We start from the raw sequence: 16,031 nt of genomic DNA, 5'->3' as shown, positions 1-16,031 counted from the left end.
CATTTGGAAAGCCTGTTTAAACTGCCCGTGGCGAGTGGGGCCGCGGTCAGGATTCTACAAATAACAGATACCCACCTTTTTGCCGGCGAACACGAGACGTTGCTCGGCATCAATACCTATCGCAGCTATCACGCGGTGCTGGACGCCATCCAGGCGCAGCGCCGCGACGTCGATTTGATCGTCGCCACGGGAGATTTGGCGCAGGATCATTCGCAAGAGGCGTACCGCCACTTCGCCGCCGGCATCGCGCAACTGCCGGCCCCCTGCGTGTGGCTGCCGGGCAACCACGATTTTCAACCGGCGATGGTCGACGCGTTGGCCGCCGCGGGCATTGCGCCTTCCAAACAGGTGCTGTTGGGTGATAACTGGCAAGTGCTGATGCTGGACAGCCAGGTGTTCGGCGTGCCGCACGGCGAATTGAGCGAATACCAGCTGGAGTGGATGGAGCGTTGCCTGCAGGCTCACCCCGAGCGCTATACGCTGCTGCTGCTGCACCATCATCCGCTGCCTTCCGGTTGCACCTGGCTCGATCAGCACAGCCTGCGCAACCCGCATATGCTGGGCGCAATCCTGCTGCGTTATCCGAAAGTGAATACCGTGGTGTGCGGGCACATTCACCAGGATCTGGATTTGGAATGGCAGGGTCGGCGCCTGTTGGCGACGCCGTCTACCTGCGTGCAATTCAAGCCGCACTGCACGAACTTCACCATCGACGACGTTTCCCCCGGCTGGCGCTACCTCGATCTGCTGCCGGACGGTCGCGTCGAGACGCAGGTGTTCCGCCTGGAAAACGACGATTTCCGCCCCGATATGGACTCGGATGGATACTGATGCCTTCGACACTGCTCTACCTGCACGGTTTCAACAGCTCGCCGCAGTCGGCCAAGGCGGTGGCCTTCAAGGCCTGGCTGGCCGAACACCATCCCGATATCGAGATGCTGGTGCCGCAGCTGCCGGCCTTTCCGGCGGAGGCCGCCGAGATGCTGGAAAATCTGGTGCTGGAACGCGCCGGGCAAACGCTCGGGCTGGTCGGCTCGTCGCTGGGCGGCTATTACGCCACCTGGCTGTCGCAGTGTTTTTCCCTGCCGGCGGTGGTGGTCAACCCGGCGGTCAAGCCGTTTGAGCTGCTGGTCGACTATCTCGGCGCCAACGAGAACCCCTACACCGGCCAGCAATATGTGTTAGAGTCTCGGCACGTTTACGATCTGAAAGTGATGCAGATCGATCCTTTGGAGTCGCCGGATTTAATCTGGCTGCTGCAGCAAACGGGCGATGAAATTCTCGATTACGGCCAGGCAGTGGCGTATTACACCGCGTGTCGGCAAACGGTGGAGTCGGGTGGAAACCACGCCTTCGTCGGTTTCGAGCACTACTTCCCCCAGATTGTGGATTTTTTAGGGCTAAACGCGGTCTGACGGACCGTTCCGGCACCTCCCTTTAACCACGAAAAAATAATCAACGATGACTCAATCCAGCTATAACGCTGATGCCATTGAAGTACTCAGCGGTCTAGAACCAGTGCGCCGTCGTCCCGGCATGTATACCGACACGACGCGCCCAAACCACCTCGGCCAAGAGGTGATCGATAACAGCGTCGACGAAGCGTTGGCCGGTCACGCCAAGCGCATCGACGTGATCCTGCACGCCGATCAGTCGCTGGAAGTGATCGACGACGGCCGCGGCATGCCGGTGGACATCCACCCGGAAGAGGGCGTGCCGGCGGTTGAGTTGATCCTGTGCCGGTTGCACGCCGGCGGTAAATTCTCGAATAAAAACTACCAGTTCTCCGGCGGCCTGCACGGCGTTGGGATCTCGGTGGTCAACGCCCTGTCGAAGCGGGTGGAAGTCAACGTGCGCCGCGACGGCAACGTCTACGGCATCGCCTTCGAAAACGGCGACAAAGTGCAGGATCTGACGGTGACCGGCACCTGCGGCAAACGCAACACCGGCACCAGCGTGCACTTCTGGCCCGACGAACAGTTCTTCGACAGCCCGCGTTTCTCGGTATCGCGCCTGACTCACCTGCTGAAAGCCAAAGCGGTGCTGTGCCCTGGCGTCGAGATCTATTTCATCGACAAGGTGAACAACACCGAGCAGCGCTGGTGCTACCAGGACGGCCTGACCGACTACCTGATGGAAGCGGTTAACGGCCTGATAACCCTGCCGGAAGCGCCGTTCGTCGGCAATTTCGCCGGTGACACCGAAGCGGTGGACTGGGCGCTGCTGTGGCTGCCGGAAGGCGGCGAGCTGCTGACCGAAAGCTACGTCAACCTGATCCCGACCATGCAGGGCGGCACCCACGTCAACGGCCTGCGTCAGGGGCTGCTGGACGCGATGCGCGAGTTCTGCGAATTCCGCAATATTCTGCCGCGTGGCGTGAAGCTGTCGGCGGAGGATATCTGGGATCGCTGCGCCTACGTGCTGTCGGTGAAGATGCAGGATCCGCAGTTCGCCGGGCAGACCAAAGAGCGTCTCTCCTCGCGTCAGTGCGCGGCCTTCGTTTCCGGCGTGGTGAAAGACGCCTTCAGCCTGTGGCTGAACCAGAACGTTCAGGCGGCGGAACAGCTGGCCGAGCTGGCGATCTCCAGCGCCCAGCGCCGCCTGCGCGCGGCCAAGAAAGTGGTGCGCAAGAAGCTCACCAGCGGGCCGGCGCTGCCGGGCAAGCTGGCGGACTGCACCTCGCAGGATCTGGCCATGACCGAACTGTTCCTGGTGGAAGGGGATTCGGCGGGCGGATCGGCCAAGCAGGCGCGCGATCGCGAGTATCAGGCGATCATGCCGCTGAAGGGCAAGATCCTGAATACCTGGGAAGTGTCCTCGGACGAAGTGCTGGCCTCGCAGGAAGTGCACGACATTTCCGTGGCGATCGGCATCGATCCGGACAGCGAAGATCTCAGCCAATTGCGCTACGGCAAAATCTGCATCCTGGCGGATGCGGATTCCGATGGCTTGCATATCGCCACGCTGCTGTGCGCGCTGTTCGTGCGTCACTTCCGTTCGCTGGTGAAAGGCGGCCACGTCTATGTCGCCATGCCGCCGCTGTACCGCATCGATCTCGGTAAAGAAGTGTTCTACGCGCTGGATGAAGAAGAGAAAGCCGGCGTGCTGGAACAGCTGAAGCGCAAGAAGGGCAAGCCGAACGTGCAGCGTTTTAAAGGGCTGGGCGAGATGAACCCGCTGCAGCTGCGCGAAACCACCCTCGATCCGAACACCCGCCGTCTGGTGCAACTGACGGTGGCGGAGGATGACGTCGATCAGACGCTGGCGGTGATGGACATGCTGTTGGCCAAGAAGCGTTCGGAAGATCGCCGCAACTGGCTGCAAGACAAGGGCGACATGGCCGAATTGGCGGTCTGAGCCTGACCCTGGCCCGGTGAAACGCCGGGCCGGCTTTCCCGCAGGGCGTTCATGCGGCGCCCGATAACCTGGGCCGGAATGCATGAAGATCACGCTCGAAGAATTGCTGGCGTTCACCTCGGTGGTCGACAGCGGTTCCATCACCGCCGCCGCCGATCAGCTCGGCCAGACAACATCCGGCATCAGCCGCGCGCTCAGCCGCCTGGAGAATAAGCTCGATACCACCCTGATGCGCCGCACGACGCGTCGTTTGGAGCTGACCGAAGAGGGGCTGAGCTTCCTGAACCATGCGCGTACGATCATCAGCTCGGTGGAAAATGCCGAAGAGCAAATGGCGGTGCGCCGGCAAATGCCCGCCGGGCGGCTGCGGATCAATGCGGCCGCACCTTTTATGGAGCACGTCATCGTGCCGCTGGTGGCGGGGTTCAGAGAACGTTATCCGCAAATTTCGCTCGAGCTGAACACCGACAACCTGATTATCGATCTGCTGGAAAAACGCACGGATATCGCCATTCGCATCGGTGCGTTGCGTGATTCGACCATTCATGCGCGCGCGCTGGGAGCCAGCCGGCTGCGCATCCTCGCCAGCCCGGCTTATCTGCAGCAGCACGGCACGCCGCAGAGCGTGGAGGAGTTGCATCGGCATTGTCTGCTCGGTTTTACCCAGCCGGAGTCGCTTAACCAGTGGCCGTTGCGCTATCGCCAGGCGCCGCATTTCACCATCACGCCGACGATCTCTGCGTCCAGCGGGGAAACGTTGCGGCAATTGGCGCTGCGGGGCGAGGGGATCGTACAGCTGGCAGACTTTATGACCCGCCGCGATCGGGAAGCCGGCAAGTTGGTGACGTTGCTGGAGCAGGAGACGCTGGACGTGCGCCAGCCGATCAATGCGGTGTATTACCGCAATACGCAATTGGCGGCGCGCATCACCTGTTTTCTTGACTACGTCAGCGCGCACATCGACGCGCAGACGTTATAAGGCGGAGCTTACAGGGCGTTTTCCAGGATGTAGATCTCGGTGTCCAGCACGCTGTCCTTGATGGTCTCGCGGTGTTTGAGCATGTGCTCAATGGCCAGGTGTTTTTCCAGATGCGCCATGCTTTCCCATTTCTCCAGCATGAATACCGAATCCGGCGACCGTTTCTGCCAGGGTGCCTGGGTATTGCTGTCGACCATCGGCGTATATTCGCCGCAGCCGTCTTCCGCCAGCACCAGCGGCACCAGTTTTTCAATGGCTTGCAGTACGGTGGCGCGGTGGCCGGGTTTCACTTTGATTTCTGCGATTACGGTGATCATGTCTGCCTCGTTGATGAGAATGTTCTGCGTCAGTTAAGCAAAAATTTTCGCCAAATGCTCGCGATAACGTGCGATGTCCGCTTCGATATCCGGTTGTTTTATCACGTTATTGCAGATAAAGGTCGGCAGCGCTTCCATTCCCAGGAACTGGTTGGCCTTGTGGAAGTGCAGGTAAACGCCGTCGACGCCGATACCGTGGAAGAACTGATCGGGATCGGTGAAGGCCTCCATCGGGGCGTTCCAGGTCAGGCTCAGCAGGTATTTTTTGCCCTGGATCAGGCCGCCGGAGCCATATTTTTTGCTTTCGTCAGAACGAGAGCGACCGTCGTTGGCATACAGGCTGCCGTGACCGGCGGTGAACACTTCATCGATGTATTTTTTCAGGATCCAAGGTTCGCCCATCCACCAGCCCGGCATCTGATAGATGACCGCGTCGGCCCACAGGTATTTCTGTACTTCGGCTTCGATGTCATAGCCGTCGTCGACCACGGTGACCTGCACATCGTGCTGCAGATCGCGCAGGAAGCCTTCCGCCACGTCGCTCAGGGTTTGGTTGAGTTCGCCGTTGGAATGGCCGAATTGTTTTTTAGCGTTGATAATCAGGATATTGCTCATCTTTCGCGGCTCCCGTCAGAGTTAAGATATGGCATGCTTCCCGCTGAAAAGGCGGAAACCATCTCGCTGGTGACGAGTGTAATCGTGAGTCAGGCAAGTAAAAATGCGATCCAGCGCACAACAGTGTTGACTGCCAGTCAATAAAGAGGCCGCCAGGTAGCGAAATTTTGCATAAACCGCATCGCGCAACCGGCCGCCGGCGGCGATCCTTGCGCCAACTGTGACAGCTACCCCGCAGATGGGTTACTATCGCGGGCAGAATCGACAAGCGATGCCTTTTGTCGTCCAAGGGATTGCCAAGCCACGGTCTGAGGATAATTGAGTAATGAGTGATCTGACTCATGACGGTGTAGAGCGTTTACCGCTGCACACATTCACTGAAAACGCCTATCTGAACTATTCCATGTACGTCATCATGGATCGGGCGTTGCCGTACATTGGCGACGGTTTGAAGCCGGTACAACGCCGCATCATCTACGCCATGTCTGAACTGGGGCTGACCAACAGCGCCAAATTCAAGAAATCCGCCCGCACCGTGGGCGACGTGCTGGGTAAATACCACCCGCACGGCGACAGCGCGTGTTATGAAGCCATGGTGCTGATGGCGCAGCCGTTCTCGTATCGCTATCCGCTGGTGGACGGCCAGGGGAACTGGGGGGCGCCGGACGATCCCAAGTCGTTCGCGGCGATGCGTTATACCGAATCGCGCCTGTCCAAATACGCCGAGGTCTTGCTGGCCGAACTGGGCCAGGGCACGGTCGACTGGATCCCGAACTTTGACGGCACGCTGCAAGAGCCGAAGATGCTGCCGGCGCGTCTGCCGAACATCCTGCTGAACGGCACCACCGGCATCGCGGTCGGCATGGCGACCGATATTCCGCCTCACAACGTGCGCGAAGTCGCCGCTGCGGCGGTGGCGCTGCTCGACAAGCCGGGCGCCTCGCTCGATGACCTGCTCGAGTTCGTGCAGGGGCCGGACTTCCCGACCGAAGCCGAGATCATTACCCCGCGCGATGAAATTCGCAAAATTTACCAGAGCGGCCGCGGCTCGGTGCGCATGCGCGCCGTGTGGAAGAAAGAGGACGGCAGCGCGGTGATCACCGCCTTGCCGCATCAGGTCTCCGGCGCCAAGGTGCTGGAGCAGATCGCCAGCCAGATGCGCGCCAAGAAGCTGCCGATGGTCGAGGATCTGCGCGATGAATCCGATCACGAGAACCCGACGCGTCTGGTGATCGTGCCGCGTTCCAACCGCATCGATCTGGAGCAGGTGATGAATCACCTGTTCGCCACCACCGATCTGGAACGCAGCTACCGCATCAACATGAACATGATCGGTCTGGACAACCGCCCGCAGGTCAAAGGGCTGGTGGAGATCCTCACCGAATGGCTGGCCTACCGTCGCGATACGGTGCGCCGCCGCCTGAACTACCGCCTCGAGAAGGTGCTCAAGCGTTTGCATATCCTCGAAGGTTTACTGGTGGCGTTCCTCAATATCGACGAGGTGATCCACATCATCCGCAGCGAGGATGAGCCGAAGCCGGTGCTGATGCAGCGTTTCGGCATCTCCGATACCCAGGCGGAAGCGATCCTCGAGCTGAAACTGCGTCACCTGGCCAAGCTGGAAGAGGTCAAGATCCGCGGTGAGCAGGACGAGCTGGCGAAAGAGCGCGATCAACTGCAGGCGCTGCTGGCGTCCGAGCGCAAGTTGAATACGCTGATTAAGAAAGAGATCCAGGCCGACGCGCAAACCTACGGCGACGATCGCCGTTCGCCGCTGACCGAGCGTGCGGAAGCCAAGGCGATGAGCGAGCACGATTTCGTGCCGTCCGAGCCGGTGACCATCGTGCTGTCGGAAATGGGCTGGGTGCGCAGCGCCAAGGGCCACGACATCGATCCGGCAGGGTTGAGCTACAAGGCCGGCGACAGCTTCCGCGGCGCGGCGCGCGGCAAGAGCAACCAGCCGGTGGTGTTCATCGATTCTACCGGGCGCAGCTATGCGCTCGATCCGATGACGCTGCCTTCGGCGCGCGGGCAGGGCGAACCGTTGACCGGCAAGCTGACGCCGCCGCCGGGTGCCACCATTGAGCAGGTGCTGATGGCGGCCGACGATCAAAAACTGCTGATGGCGTCCGACGCCGGTTACGGTTTCGTTTGCACCTTTAACGATCTGGTGGCGCGCAACCGCGCCGGCAAGGTGATGATCACGTTGCCGGACAACGCCAGAGCGCTGCCGCCGATGGAAATTCACGGCGCAGACGATATGCTGCTGTCGATCACCGCCGCCGGGCGCATGTTGATGTTCCCGGTCGCCGATCTGCCGCAACTGTCGAAGGGCAAGGGCAACAAGATCGTCTCCATTCCGGCGGCGCAGGCCGCAGCCGGTGAAGACAAGCTGGCCTGGCTGTTCGTGCTGCCGCCGCAGGCGTCCGTCACGTTGTACGTCGGCAAACGCAAGCTGACGCTGCGTCCGGAGGATCTGCAGAAGTTCCGCGCGGAGCGCGGCCGCAAGGGCACCCAGCTGCCGCGTGGCCTGCAGCGCATCGATCGCGTCGAAGTGGATGCGCCGGTGCGGGCGTCGGGAGGCGACAGCGAAGAGTAAGCGTTGGCGCCGGCGTTAAAGGGCGGTCGCAGCATGCTGTGGCCGCCTTATTTATTTTTGCTGGCGTTTATTTTCCAAATAGTTAACATTTCTGCGCATAAAATTATTGTGCGTACTGCCGCCTGGCAGGAAAATAGCGAGAAATGCAGGTGACATCGGCGTGCTTACCGCCTGGCCGGCAAATAATGAGTAAAGGAATCTGCGCAGCGAAGTAAACTGCGTTGGCAGTGTGCTAATGAGGTTGTTATGTTATTGATTTTGCGTGCCGTTCTCGCCACTCTTTTCTGTATTCTGGTGTGTATTTTCGGTTCTGTTTATTGCTTGTTCAGCCCGCGCAACCCTCGCCACGTGGCGACCTTCGGCCATCTTTTCGGCCGCCTGTCGACGCTGTTCGGCATCAAGGTTGAAACCCGCGTGCCGGCCGATGCGGCCAACAATGGCAACTGCATCTATATCGCCAACCACCAAAATAACTACGACATGGTGACGGCCTCCAATATCGTGCAGCCGCGCACCGTGACCGTCGGTAAAAAAAGTCTGGTGTGGATCCCGTTTTTCGGCCCGCTGTATTGGCTGACCGGTAATCTGCTGATAGATCGTGATAATCGCGCCAAGGCGCACGGCACCATCGCCCAGGTGGCGGAGCAGTTCAAAAAGAAAGACATTTCGATCTGGATGTTCCCGGAAGGGACCCGCAGCCGCGGTCGCGGGCTGATGCCGTTTAAAACCGGCGCGTTCCACGCGGCCATCGCCGCCGGCGTGCCGATTGTGCCGATCTGTGTATCAACCACCAGCGGTAATATAAATCTTAATCGCTGGAATAACGGTCATGTGATCGTCGAGATGTTGGCGCCGGTGGATACCAGCAAATACGGCAAAGAAAACGTGCGTGAGTTGGCGGCCCATTGCCGTGAGCTGATGGAGGCGAAAATCGCCGAATTGGACGCCGAAGTCGCCCAGCGCAACGCCGCCAAAAAATAAGAGTCTACCGGCTTCAAAGAATAGGGTTTTAATTGGCGTTCAGCGCCGTTAACGCCTGAACGCCTGCTAATCTTGATTGGCGGGCGTTTGGGTTTTGCACACGGTTTAGTTATTGCTTTTCATGGAGAAAATATGTCACTCAGTCGACGTCAGTTTTTACAGGCATCGGGCCTGGCGCTGTGCGCGGGCGCCGTGCCGCTGAGGGCTGAGGCGAGCGGAACGCAGACCCCGTTACCCATTCCCCCGCTGCTGGAGTCTCGCCGCGGTCAGCCGCTGTTCCTGACCTTGCAGCGCGCCCATTGGGCGTTTATGGATAACCGCAAAGCGGCGGTGTGGGGCATCAATGGCATGTACCTGGGGCCGACGGTGCGGGTTTACAGCGGTGACGACGTCAAACTGATCTACAGCAACCGCCTGCAGGAGCCGGTAGCGATGACCGTCAGCGGTCTGCAGGTGCCAGGCACGCTGATGGGCGGCGCGCCGCGCATGATGTCGCCTAACGTCGACTGGTCGCCGGTGCTGCCCATTCGTCAGGCGGCGGCCACCTGCTGGTACCATGCCAACACGCCGAACCGTATGGCGCCGCACGTTTACAACGGGCTGGCCGGGCTGTGGCTGGTGGAAGATGCCGTCAGCAAAGCGCTGCCGCTGCCCAACCACTACGGCGTCGACGATTTCCCGCTGATCATTCAGGACAAACGCTTCGATAACTTCGGCACACCGCAATACGATGCACCGTCGCAGGGCGGTTTCGTCGGCGATACGCTGTTGGTCAACGGCGTGCAAAACCCGTATGTCGACGTGTCGCGCGGCTGGGTGCGTCTGCGCCTGCTTAACGCCTCCAACGCGCGCCGCTATACCCTGCAGCTCAGCGACGGGCGGCCGTTCAACGTGATTGCCAGCGATCAGGGCTTCCTGCCTGCGCCGGTCGCGGTGCAGCAGCTGTCGTTGGCGCCTGGCGAACGCCGGGAAGTGCTGATCGACATGTCGAAGGGCGAAGAGGTGACCATCACCGCCGGTGAAGCGGCGGGCATCATGGATCGCCTGCGCGGCCTGTTCGAGCCGTCGAGCATTCTGGTGTCCACCCAGGTGCTGACGCTGCGCCCGACCGGCCTGCTGCCGCTGGTGACCGACAACCTGCCGATGCGCCTGCTGGCGGATCAGCTGTTGGACGGCAGCGCCAGCCGCACCCGCGATTTCCGCCTGGGCGACGGCGGCGTCGGCATCAACGGCGCGATTTGGGACATGAACCGCATCGACGTACAGGCACAGCAAGGCACCTGGGAACGTTGGAACATTCATGCGGATACGCCGCAGGCGTTCCATATTCAGGGCGTGCAGTTCCTGATCAAACGCGTCAACGGCGCGCAGCCGATGGCGGAAGATCGCGGCTGGAAGGACACCGTCTGGGTCGATGGCGACGTCGAGCTGCTGGTGTATTTCAACCAACCTACCTCCGAACACTTCCCGTTCCTGTATTACAGCCAGACGCTGGAGATGGCCGATCGCGGCACCGCCGGCCAGCTGATGGTGCAGCCGACGATGTAATCTGCGCTGCGGGCCGCTTACGGCGCCCGCAGCATTTCCAGGAAGGCCTGCACCACCGGCGTGACGCTGTCGGCGCGATACACCGCGTACAGATCCGCCGGCGGCGCCTGTTGCAGCGAGCAAAAGCGTACGCCGGGCCACGGGATGCGGCCGTAGCTGTCCGGCAGCAGCGTGATGCCGCAGCCTTCCGCCACCAGCGCCAGCAGGGTCTGCGGTTCGTTGACCTGATAAGCGACGTCCGGCAAAAATCCCTGCTGCAGACACAGATTGTGCAGATACAGCCCCAGGCTGGCCTCATGCGGCGGCAGCACGATGAAGCTGTCGTTCTGCAGCGCCGCCAGCGGGATATTTTCCTGCTGCGCCAGCGGATGATCGAGCGGCAACACCACGGCGATGCTCTCGCTTGCCAACCGTTGGCAGGTTAACCCCGGCAGCGTCTGCTGCTGCGCCTCTCGCCAGACCCCGATGTCGATATGCCGCTTTTGCAGCGCGGCGATTTGCTGGCTGGGCGTCAGCTCGTTCAACGACCAGGTGACGCCGGCGCTCCGCTCGCTGAATCGCCGCAGCGCCGCGATCAGACCGCCCCAGGCCGAGGTGCCGACCATGCCGACCACCATGTGGCCGCCTTCGCCACGCCCCATCTGTTGCACCTGATGCAATGCGCTGTCGGCCTGATCCAGCAGCCGCTCGACGTTGCGCAGCAGCGTGCGGCCGGCCGGCGTCAGCGTCATGGAGCGGGTGGTGCGTTTGAACAGCACCACCCCGAGCTGACTCTCCAGCTCCTTGATGTGCTTGCTGAGCGGCGGCTGTGACATATTCAGCCGCCGCGCCGCCTGGGTGAAGTTCATCTCTTCCGCCACCACGCGGAAATAGTGCAGCAGGCGGAAGTTAATCCGGCCGGGATCGGGCAGGGCTTGGGGCGGGTTCATCCGGGGTATCGCCTCCTTGTGACGCAGCTCAACTTATAGGTAAATGGAATAAATCGGCCGCCAAGAATGTATTGGTCTCGGCCGCGCCTCGCTCTCTACTATGGGGCTTATTATCCCCCGCTGAAAGAGAGAATACGATGTTTAATCAAGAAGATGCTTTTACCTGCGCCGATGTCGTCCGCGCACGCCTGCCGGGTTTCCAGCCGAAAGCGGCCTTGATTCTCGGCTCCGGGCTTGGCGCCCTGGCGGAGGTGATGACCGAAACCGTCACCCTCGATTACGCGGAGCTGCCGGGCTTTCCGGTGAGCGGCGTCGTCGGCCACGCCGGGCAGCTGGTCGCCGGCAAGCTGGAGGGCGTGCCGGTATTGTGCATGAAAGGGCGCGGTCATTTCTATGAAGGGCGTGGCATGCAGGTGATGACCACCGCGGTGCGCACCTTCAAACTGCTGGGCTGCGAATTCCTGCTGGCGACCAACGCCGCCGGTTCGCTGCGCCGTTCGGTGGCGCCGGGCAGCCTGGTGGCGATTACCGATCACATCAATTTCATGCCGGAATCGCCGCTGGTCGGCGCCAACGACGAGCGCTTCGGGCCGCGCTTCTTCAGCCTGGCGAACGCCTACGATCGCGATCTGCGCGCCGGGCTGGCGGCGGTGGCCGAAAGCGCGGGCATCCCGCTGGCGGAAGGGGTATTCGCCGCCTACACCGGGCCGAATTTCGAAACGCCGGCGGAGATCCGCATGATGCAGACCCTGGGCTGCGACGTGGTGGGCATGTCGATCGTGCCGGAAGTCCTGGCGGCGCGCCACTGCGGTCTCAAGGTGCTGGTGGTGTCCGCGATGACCAACTACGCCGAAGGGCTGTCGGATACGCCTCTTTCTCACGAACAAACGCTCAGCTGCGCGGCGCTGGCGGCGGACGATTTCATGCGCCTGATCCGCGAGCTGTTCAAAACGCTGTAACACCGCAAGCAAACCGGCGGCGGGCTGCAGGGGGCCCGCCGCACCAATCATCGTTGAAAGCATAATAACAAGGTGATGGCGATGGCGATAAAAACACGATTAAAAGTCATGATTTTCCTGCAGTTCTTTATCTGGGGCGCCTGGCTGGTGACGCTGGGCTCCTACATGATCAACACGCTGCATTTCAGCGGCATGCAGGTGGGGATGGTCTACAGCGCCAAAGGCATCGCCGCGCTGATCATGCCGGGGCTGGCGGGCATCATCGCCGATCGGTGGATGAAGGCCAACTATCTGTATGCGCTGTGCCACCTGCTCGGGGCACTGGCGCTGTACTGCGCGGCGCAGGTCGAGCAACCGATGCTGATGTTCTGGGTGATGCTGTTCAATGCCATGGTCTATATGCCGACCATCGCGCTCTCCAACGCCATTTCCTATTTTTGCCTGGAGAAGCACGGCTTTGACACGGTGAGGGATTTTCCGCCGGTGCGGGTGTACGGCACCGTGGGGTTCATTCTGGCGATGTGGTTGGTCGGCTTCAGCCGCATCGAGCTCAGCAATCTGCAGCTGTATCTGGCTTCTGCGGCGTCGCTGCTGCTGTCCGCCTATTCGCTGACGCTGCCGCGTTGCCCGACCAACCGCGCGGCCGAGTCGAAAAGCTGGGTGAGCGTGCTGGGGTTGGATGCGCTGGTGTTATTCCGCCAGCGGCGCATGGCGCTGTTTTTCCTGTTCGCCATGTTGCTTGGCGCGGCGCTGCAGATAACCAATACCTTCGGCAACCCGTTCCTGCACGATCTGTCGCTCAATCCGCTGTATCAGGACAGCCTCAGCGTCCGGTATCCGGCGGTGCTGCTGTCGCTGTCGCAGATCTCCGAAGTGTTCTTTATCCTCACCATTCCCTTCTTCCTGCGCCGTTACGGCATCAAGCAGGTGATGCTGATCAGCATGGCGGCCTGGACGCTGCGCTTTCTGTTCCTGGCTTACGGCACGCCGGTCGGCTTTGGTTTCGTGCTGCTGTTGCTGTCGATGATTGTCTACGGCTGCGCCTTCGACTTCTTCAATATCTCCGGCGCCATCTTCGTCGAGAAAGAGGCCGATCACCGCATCCGCGCCAGCGCGCAGGGGCTGTTCATGACCATGGTCAACGGTTTGGGCGCCTATCTGGGGGCGCTCGCCAGCGGCGAGGTGGTGGACTTCTTCAGCCATGACGGCGTGAAAGACTGGCAGAGCATCTGGCTGGTGTTTGCGCTGTATACGCTGGTGCTGGGGATCGTGTTCGCGTTGAGCTTCAACTACCGCCACCCGCCGCAGGAGAGCGCGGCGGCGGCGCAGTAAGGCAGGGGGGCGCAGCTGGCTGCGCCCTGAAACGTCAGGCCTGCGGGAAGCGCTGCTGCAGCTGCTGCCAGTCCGGCGGATTGGCGGCGCCGAGGCTGGCCACCACGCAAGCGGCGACCCGGTTGGCCAGATCGACCGCCCGCGGCAGTGGCCAGCCGGCAGACAGGCCCGCCAGCAAACCGGCGCAGTGGGCATCGCCCGCGCCGATGGTGTCAACGACCTCTACCGGATAGGCCGGAACGTGCAGCGGCGGCGTGCGGCCGTCGCAGATCCACGCGCCGTCGCGATCCAGGCGACAGATCAGCGTCAGATTACGGGCGGCGGCATAGCGCTGTGCGGCCTCCACGGCGTCGCCGGCGCCGCACAGCGTGGCCACTTCGTCGCGGTTGAGCGTCAGCAGAGTGTGGCTGTCGCTGAGCATGGCGAAGAAATCTTCGCTGAGCTGGGCGATGCGCGGGCCGGGATCGATCAGGCGCGGTTGGTCGAACGGCATGCGCGTCAGCCACTCGCGCAGCGCTTCGCCGTTTTCGCCCGCCAGCTCGTAGCCGCTGGCGTAGATCAGCGTGTGTTCCGTCAGCGGCAGGGTCGCCAGCTGCGCTTTATTCCATTGGCTTTCGCAACCGGACACCGTGATAAAGGTGCGTTCGCCGTCGGGCTCCACCAGCGCCAGGCACCAGCCGTTGTCCATCTGGCCGTGGCGCAACAGCACCTCCAGCCCCAGTTCGCCCATGGCGGCTTCGATCGCCGCGCCCCACTCGCCGTTGCCGACCGGCATGCCGTTGATCACCGGCGCTTCAAGGCGCGTCAGCGCGCGCGCCACGTTGAACGCGCAACCGCCGATTTGCCGCGCCTGCGGCAGGGCTTCGATATCTTCACCGCGGATCGGCAGGCGCGGCAGCGTCATCACCAGATCGCCGACCGCGCCCCCAATCACCAGGACAGGCGTTACAGCTTCCCATTCATTCATTGATGTTCTCTGCGTTGGGTCAGGTACAGACCGTAAGCGATCAGACTCACCGCAAACGACACAAACAGCCCCAGGCTGGAGTCGGCGAACAAGCCTTTGGCCAGCGGGCCGTCGATAAAACCGGTTTTGGTGACCAGCAGGCCGCACAGGGCGCCGAGGAACCAGCAAAACAGCGGGGCTTTGCGCACGCCGCGGTTCTGGCCATGCAGGCCGTACAAAGCGTTGCCATCATACCCGTGGCGGCGGCGCAGGCACAGGTAATCGATCAGGAAAATCGCCTCCCAGGCCGCCAGAAACACCCCGCAGAACACCAGGAAGGAGATGAACGGCCCCATGAAATCGCCGGAGATGAACAGCACATACAGGGCGATGCCCAGCACCACCACGGCGTCGATCGATACCGCCAGCCATTGTTTGACCTGCACGCCGATGGTCAGCAGGTTAAGGCTGGCGGAATACAGGCTGAGCACCGCGATGGTGACGATGCCGGCGGTGGCGGCCAGCAGATAAGGGATGGCCATCCAGGCGGGCAGCACCGAGCCTATCAGCGCGATGGGGTTGGCGGCGCTGGCCAGATCGGGGAGCTGCACGGAAAGCAGAATACCGGCCAGCATCAGCAGCATCAGCGGCAAACAGGCACCGCCCATCACCGCGGCGAAAATGCCTTTGCTCGACGAGCTCGGGCTTTGATAGCGGCTGTAATCGGCGCCGGCGATTGCCCAGCTGATGCCGGTGCCGGCGGCGATCACCGATACCGCCGGCAGGAAACCGGTCAACCAGCTGCCGGAAGGCAGCGCCAGCACCTGGCTCCACTCGGTGTTGAACAGGATATAGAGCACCACGATCAGCGTCATGGTGCCGAAGATGCGGCTGAACCAGCTCTGCATCCAGACCACGGTATTTTGCCCCAGCAGGCTGACGACGACAGTGAGCCCGCCGAACAGCAGCAGGCTGAGCGCGGTCAACAGGTGGCTGGTTCCCAGTCCGAAGGCCTCGAACAGCGCCGCCAGCGTCAGGGTGCCGGTGATCACGTTGACCGCTTCCCAGCCCATCAGGTTGATCCAACTGAACAGGGTGGGCGCCACGTTGCCCTTCAGCCCGAAAATCACCCGCGAGAGCGTCAGCGTAGAGGTGCGCCCGCGCTTGCCGGCGAAGCTGGTGAGGCCGACCAGCACGAAGCTGGCGACGCCGACCAGCGCGGCGAGTACCGATTGCAGAAAGGATAAGCCGAAGCCGACGATGATGGCGCCGTACACCACGCCGAGAATACCGATATTGGCCGCCGACCAGATCCAAAACAGCTCGATGGGCTTACCGGTCTGTTCCGCGTCCGGCACCCGGTCGATACCGGTGCTTTCTACCTTCCATGCTTCATTGCGATTGATATCGGTCATAGCAAATGATCCCTGTTGCGCAGGGCCGCGAGGGCCGCCGCAGTTGACTGAAAA

General features: G+C 61.6%; 14 protein-coding genes. 9 read left to right on the top strand and 5 right to left on the bottom strand.

Annotated elements, in window-relative coordinates; all coding sequences use genetic code 11:
* The first annotated feature begins 3 nt into the window (after positions 1 to 3).
* The 4 genes from cpdA (at position 4) to IT763_RS20020 (ending at position 4,336) form a co-directional block, all read left to right on the top strand.
* Positions 4 to 831 carry a 3',5'-cyclic-AMP phosphodiesterase gene (gene cpdA / locus IT763_RS20035; RefSeq protein ID WP_004937250.1) on the top strand — a complete coding sequence of 276 codons (828 nt, stop codon included), beginning with the start codon at positions 4 to 6 and terminating at the stop codon, positions 829 to 831.
* Positions 831 to 1,415, top strand: a complete 585-nt coding sequence (gene yqiA / locus IT763_RS20030) for an esterase YqiA (protein ID WP_015379081.1) — start codon at positions 831 to 833, stop codon at positions 1,413 to 1,415. The genes cpdA and yqiA overlap by 1 nt, the downstream gene beginning before the upstream one ends.
* Before the next feature lie 46 nt (positions 1,416 to 1,461).
* Positions 1,462 to 3,357, top strand: a complete 1,896-nt coding sequence (parE, locus tag IT763_RS20025; protein ID WP_025304305.1) for a DNA topoisomerase IV subunit B — start codon at positions 1,462 to 1,464, stop codon at positions 3,355 to 3,357.
* 82 nt (positions 3,358 to 3,439) lie between these two features.
* Positions 3,440 to 4,336 carry a LysR substrate-binding domain-containing protein gene (locus tag IT763_RS20020; RefSeq protein WP_164052759.1) on the top strand — a complete coding sequence of 299 codons (897 nt, stop codon included), beginning with the start codon at positions 3,440 to 3,442 and terminating at the stop codon, positions 4,334 to 4,336.
* A gap of 8 nt (positions 4,337 to 4,344) precedes the next feature.
* On the opposite strand, the gene IT763_RS20015 is transcribed toward IT763_RS20020, so the two are convergent.
* Positions 4,345 to 4,653 carry a putative quinol monooxygenase gene (locus tag IT763_RS20015; RefSeq protein WP_004937258.1) on the bottom strand — a complete coding sequence of 103 codons (309 nt, stop codon included), beginning with the start codon at positions 4,651 to 4,653 and terminating at the stop codon, positions 4,345 to 4,347.
* Between the two features lie 33 nt (positions 4,654 to 4,686).
* Positions 4,687 to 5,268 carry an NAD(P)H-dependent oxidoreductase gene (locus tag IT763_RS20010; RefSeq protein ID WP_016930136.1) on the bottom strand — a complete coding sequence of 194 codons (582 nt, stop codon included), beginning with the start codon at positions 5,266 to 5,268 and terminating at the stop codon, positions 4,687 to 4,689.
* A 325-nt stretch (positions 5,269 to 5,593) separates the two neighbouring features.
* Between IT763_RS20010 and parC the strand changes: the two genes are divergently transcribed.
* From parC to ftsP, 3 genes are all read left to right on the top strand, one after another.
* Positions 5,594 to 7,867 (top strand): DNA topoisomerase IV subunit A, encoded by a 2,274-nt coding sequence (parC, locus tag IT763_RS20005; RefSeq protein ID WP_016930135.1) that lies wholly within the window; start codon positions 5,594 to 5,596, stop codon positions 7,865 to 7,867.
* 246 nt (positions 7,868 to 8,113) lie between these two features.
* Positions 8,114 to 8,848: a 1-acylglycerol-3-phosphate O-acyltransferase gene (locus IT763_RS20000; protein ID WP_004937266.1), complete on the top strand. Its 735-nt coding sequence runs from the start codon at positions 8,114 to 8,116 to the stop codon at positions 8,846 to 8,848.
* 132 nt (positions 8,849 to 8,980) lie between these two features.
* Positions 8,981 to 10,396: a cell division protein FtsP gene (ftsP, locus tag IT763_RS19995; protein WP_004937270.1), complete on the top strand. Its 1,416-nt coding sequence runs from the start codon at positions 8,981 to 8,983 to the stop codon at positions 10,394 to 10,396.
* Between the two features lie 17 nt (positions 10,397 to 10,413).
* Here the strand turns inward: ftsP and IT763_RS19990 are convergent, their stop codons facing one another.
* On the bottom strand, positions 10,414 to 11,325 hold the full coding sequence (locus IT763_RS19990) for a LysR family transcriptional regulator (RefSeq protein WP_049278926.1): 912 nt from the start codon (positions 11,323 to 11,325) through the stop codon (positions 10,414 to 10,416).
* A gap of 137 nt (positions 11,326 to 11,462) precedes the next feature.
* On the opposite strand from IT763_RS19990, the gene xapA reads away from it, so the two are divergent.
* Together xapA and IT763_RS19980 are read left to right on the top strand one after the other, a co-directional pair.
* Positions 11,463 to 12,284 (top strand): xanthosine phosphorylase, encoded by an 822-nt coding sequence (xapA, locus tag IT763_RS19985; protein WP_049299873.1) that lies wholly within the window; start codon positions 11,463 to 11,465, stop codon positions 12,282 to 12,284.
* Between the two features lie 81 nt (positions 12,285 to 12,365).
* A complete protein-coding gene (locus IT763_RS19980) occupies positions 12,366 to 13,616 on the top strand; it encodes a nucleoside permease (RefSeq protein WP_028128309.1) in 1,251 nt (416 codons plus the stop codon).
* A gap of 34 nt (positions 13,617 to 13,650) precedes the next feature.
* Here IT763_RS19980 and IT763_RS19975 read toward each other — a convergent pair whose 3' ends face one another.
* Both IT763_RS19975 and IT763_RS19970 read right to left on the bottom strand, forming a co-directional pair.
* On the bottom strand, positions 13,651 to 14,583 hold the full coding sequence (locus IT763_RS19975) for a PfkB family carbohydrate kinase (RefSeq protein ID WP_116403797.1): 933 nt from the start codon (positions 14,581 to 14,583) through the stop codon (positions 13,651 to 13,653).
* Complete coding sequence (locus IT763_RS19970; protein ID WP_206194954.1) at positions 14,580 to 15,977, bottom strand: cytosine permease; 1,398 nt, start codon at positions 15,975 to 15,977, stop codon at positions 14,580 to 14,582. Before IT763_RS19970 ends, IT763_RS19975 begins: the two co-directional genes overlap by 4 nt.
* Positions 15,978 to 16,031 lie beyond the last annotated feature (54 nt).

It is taken from the genome of Serratia sp. CMO1 (genome assembly GCF_015689115.1).
GTDB lineage: Bacteria > Pseudomonadota > Gammaproteobacteria > Enterobacterales > Enterobacteriaceae > Serratia > Serratia marcescens.
This window is presented reverse-complemented; position numbering and strand designations above follow the sequence as displayed.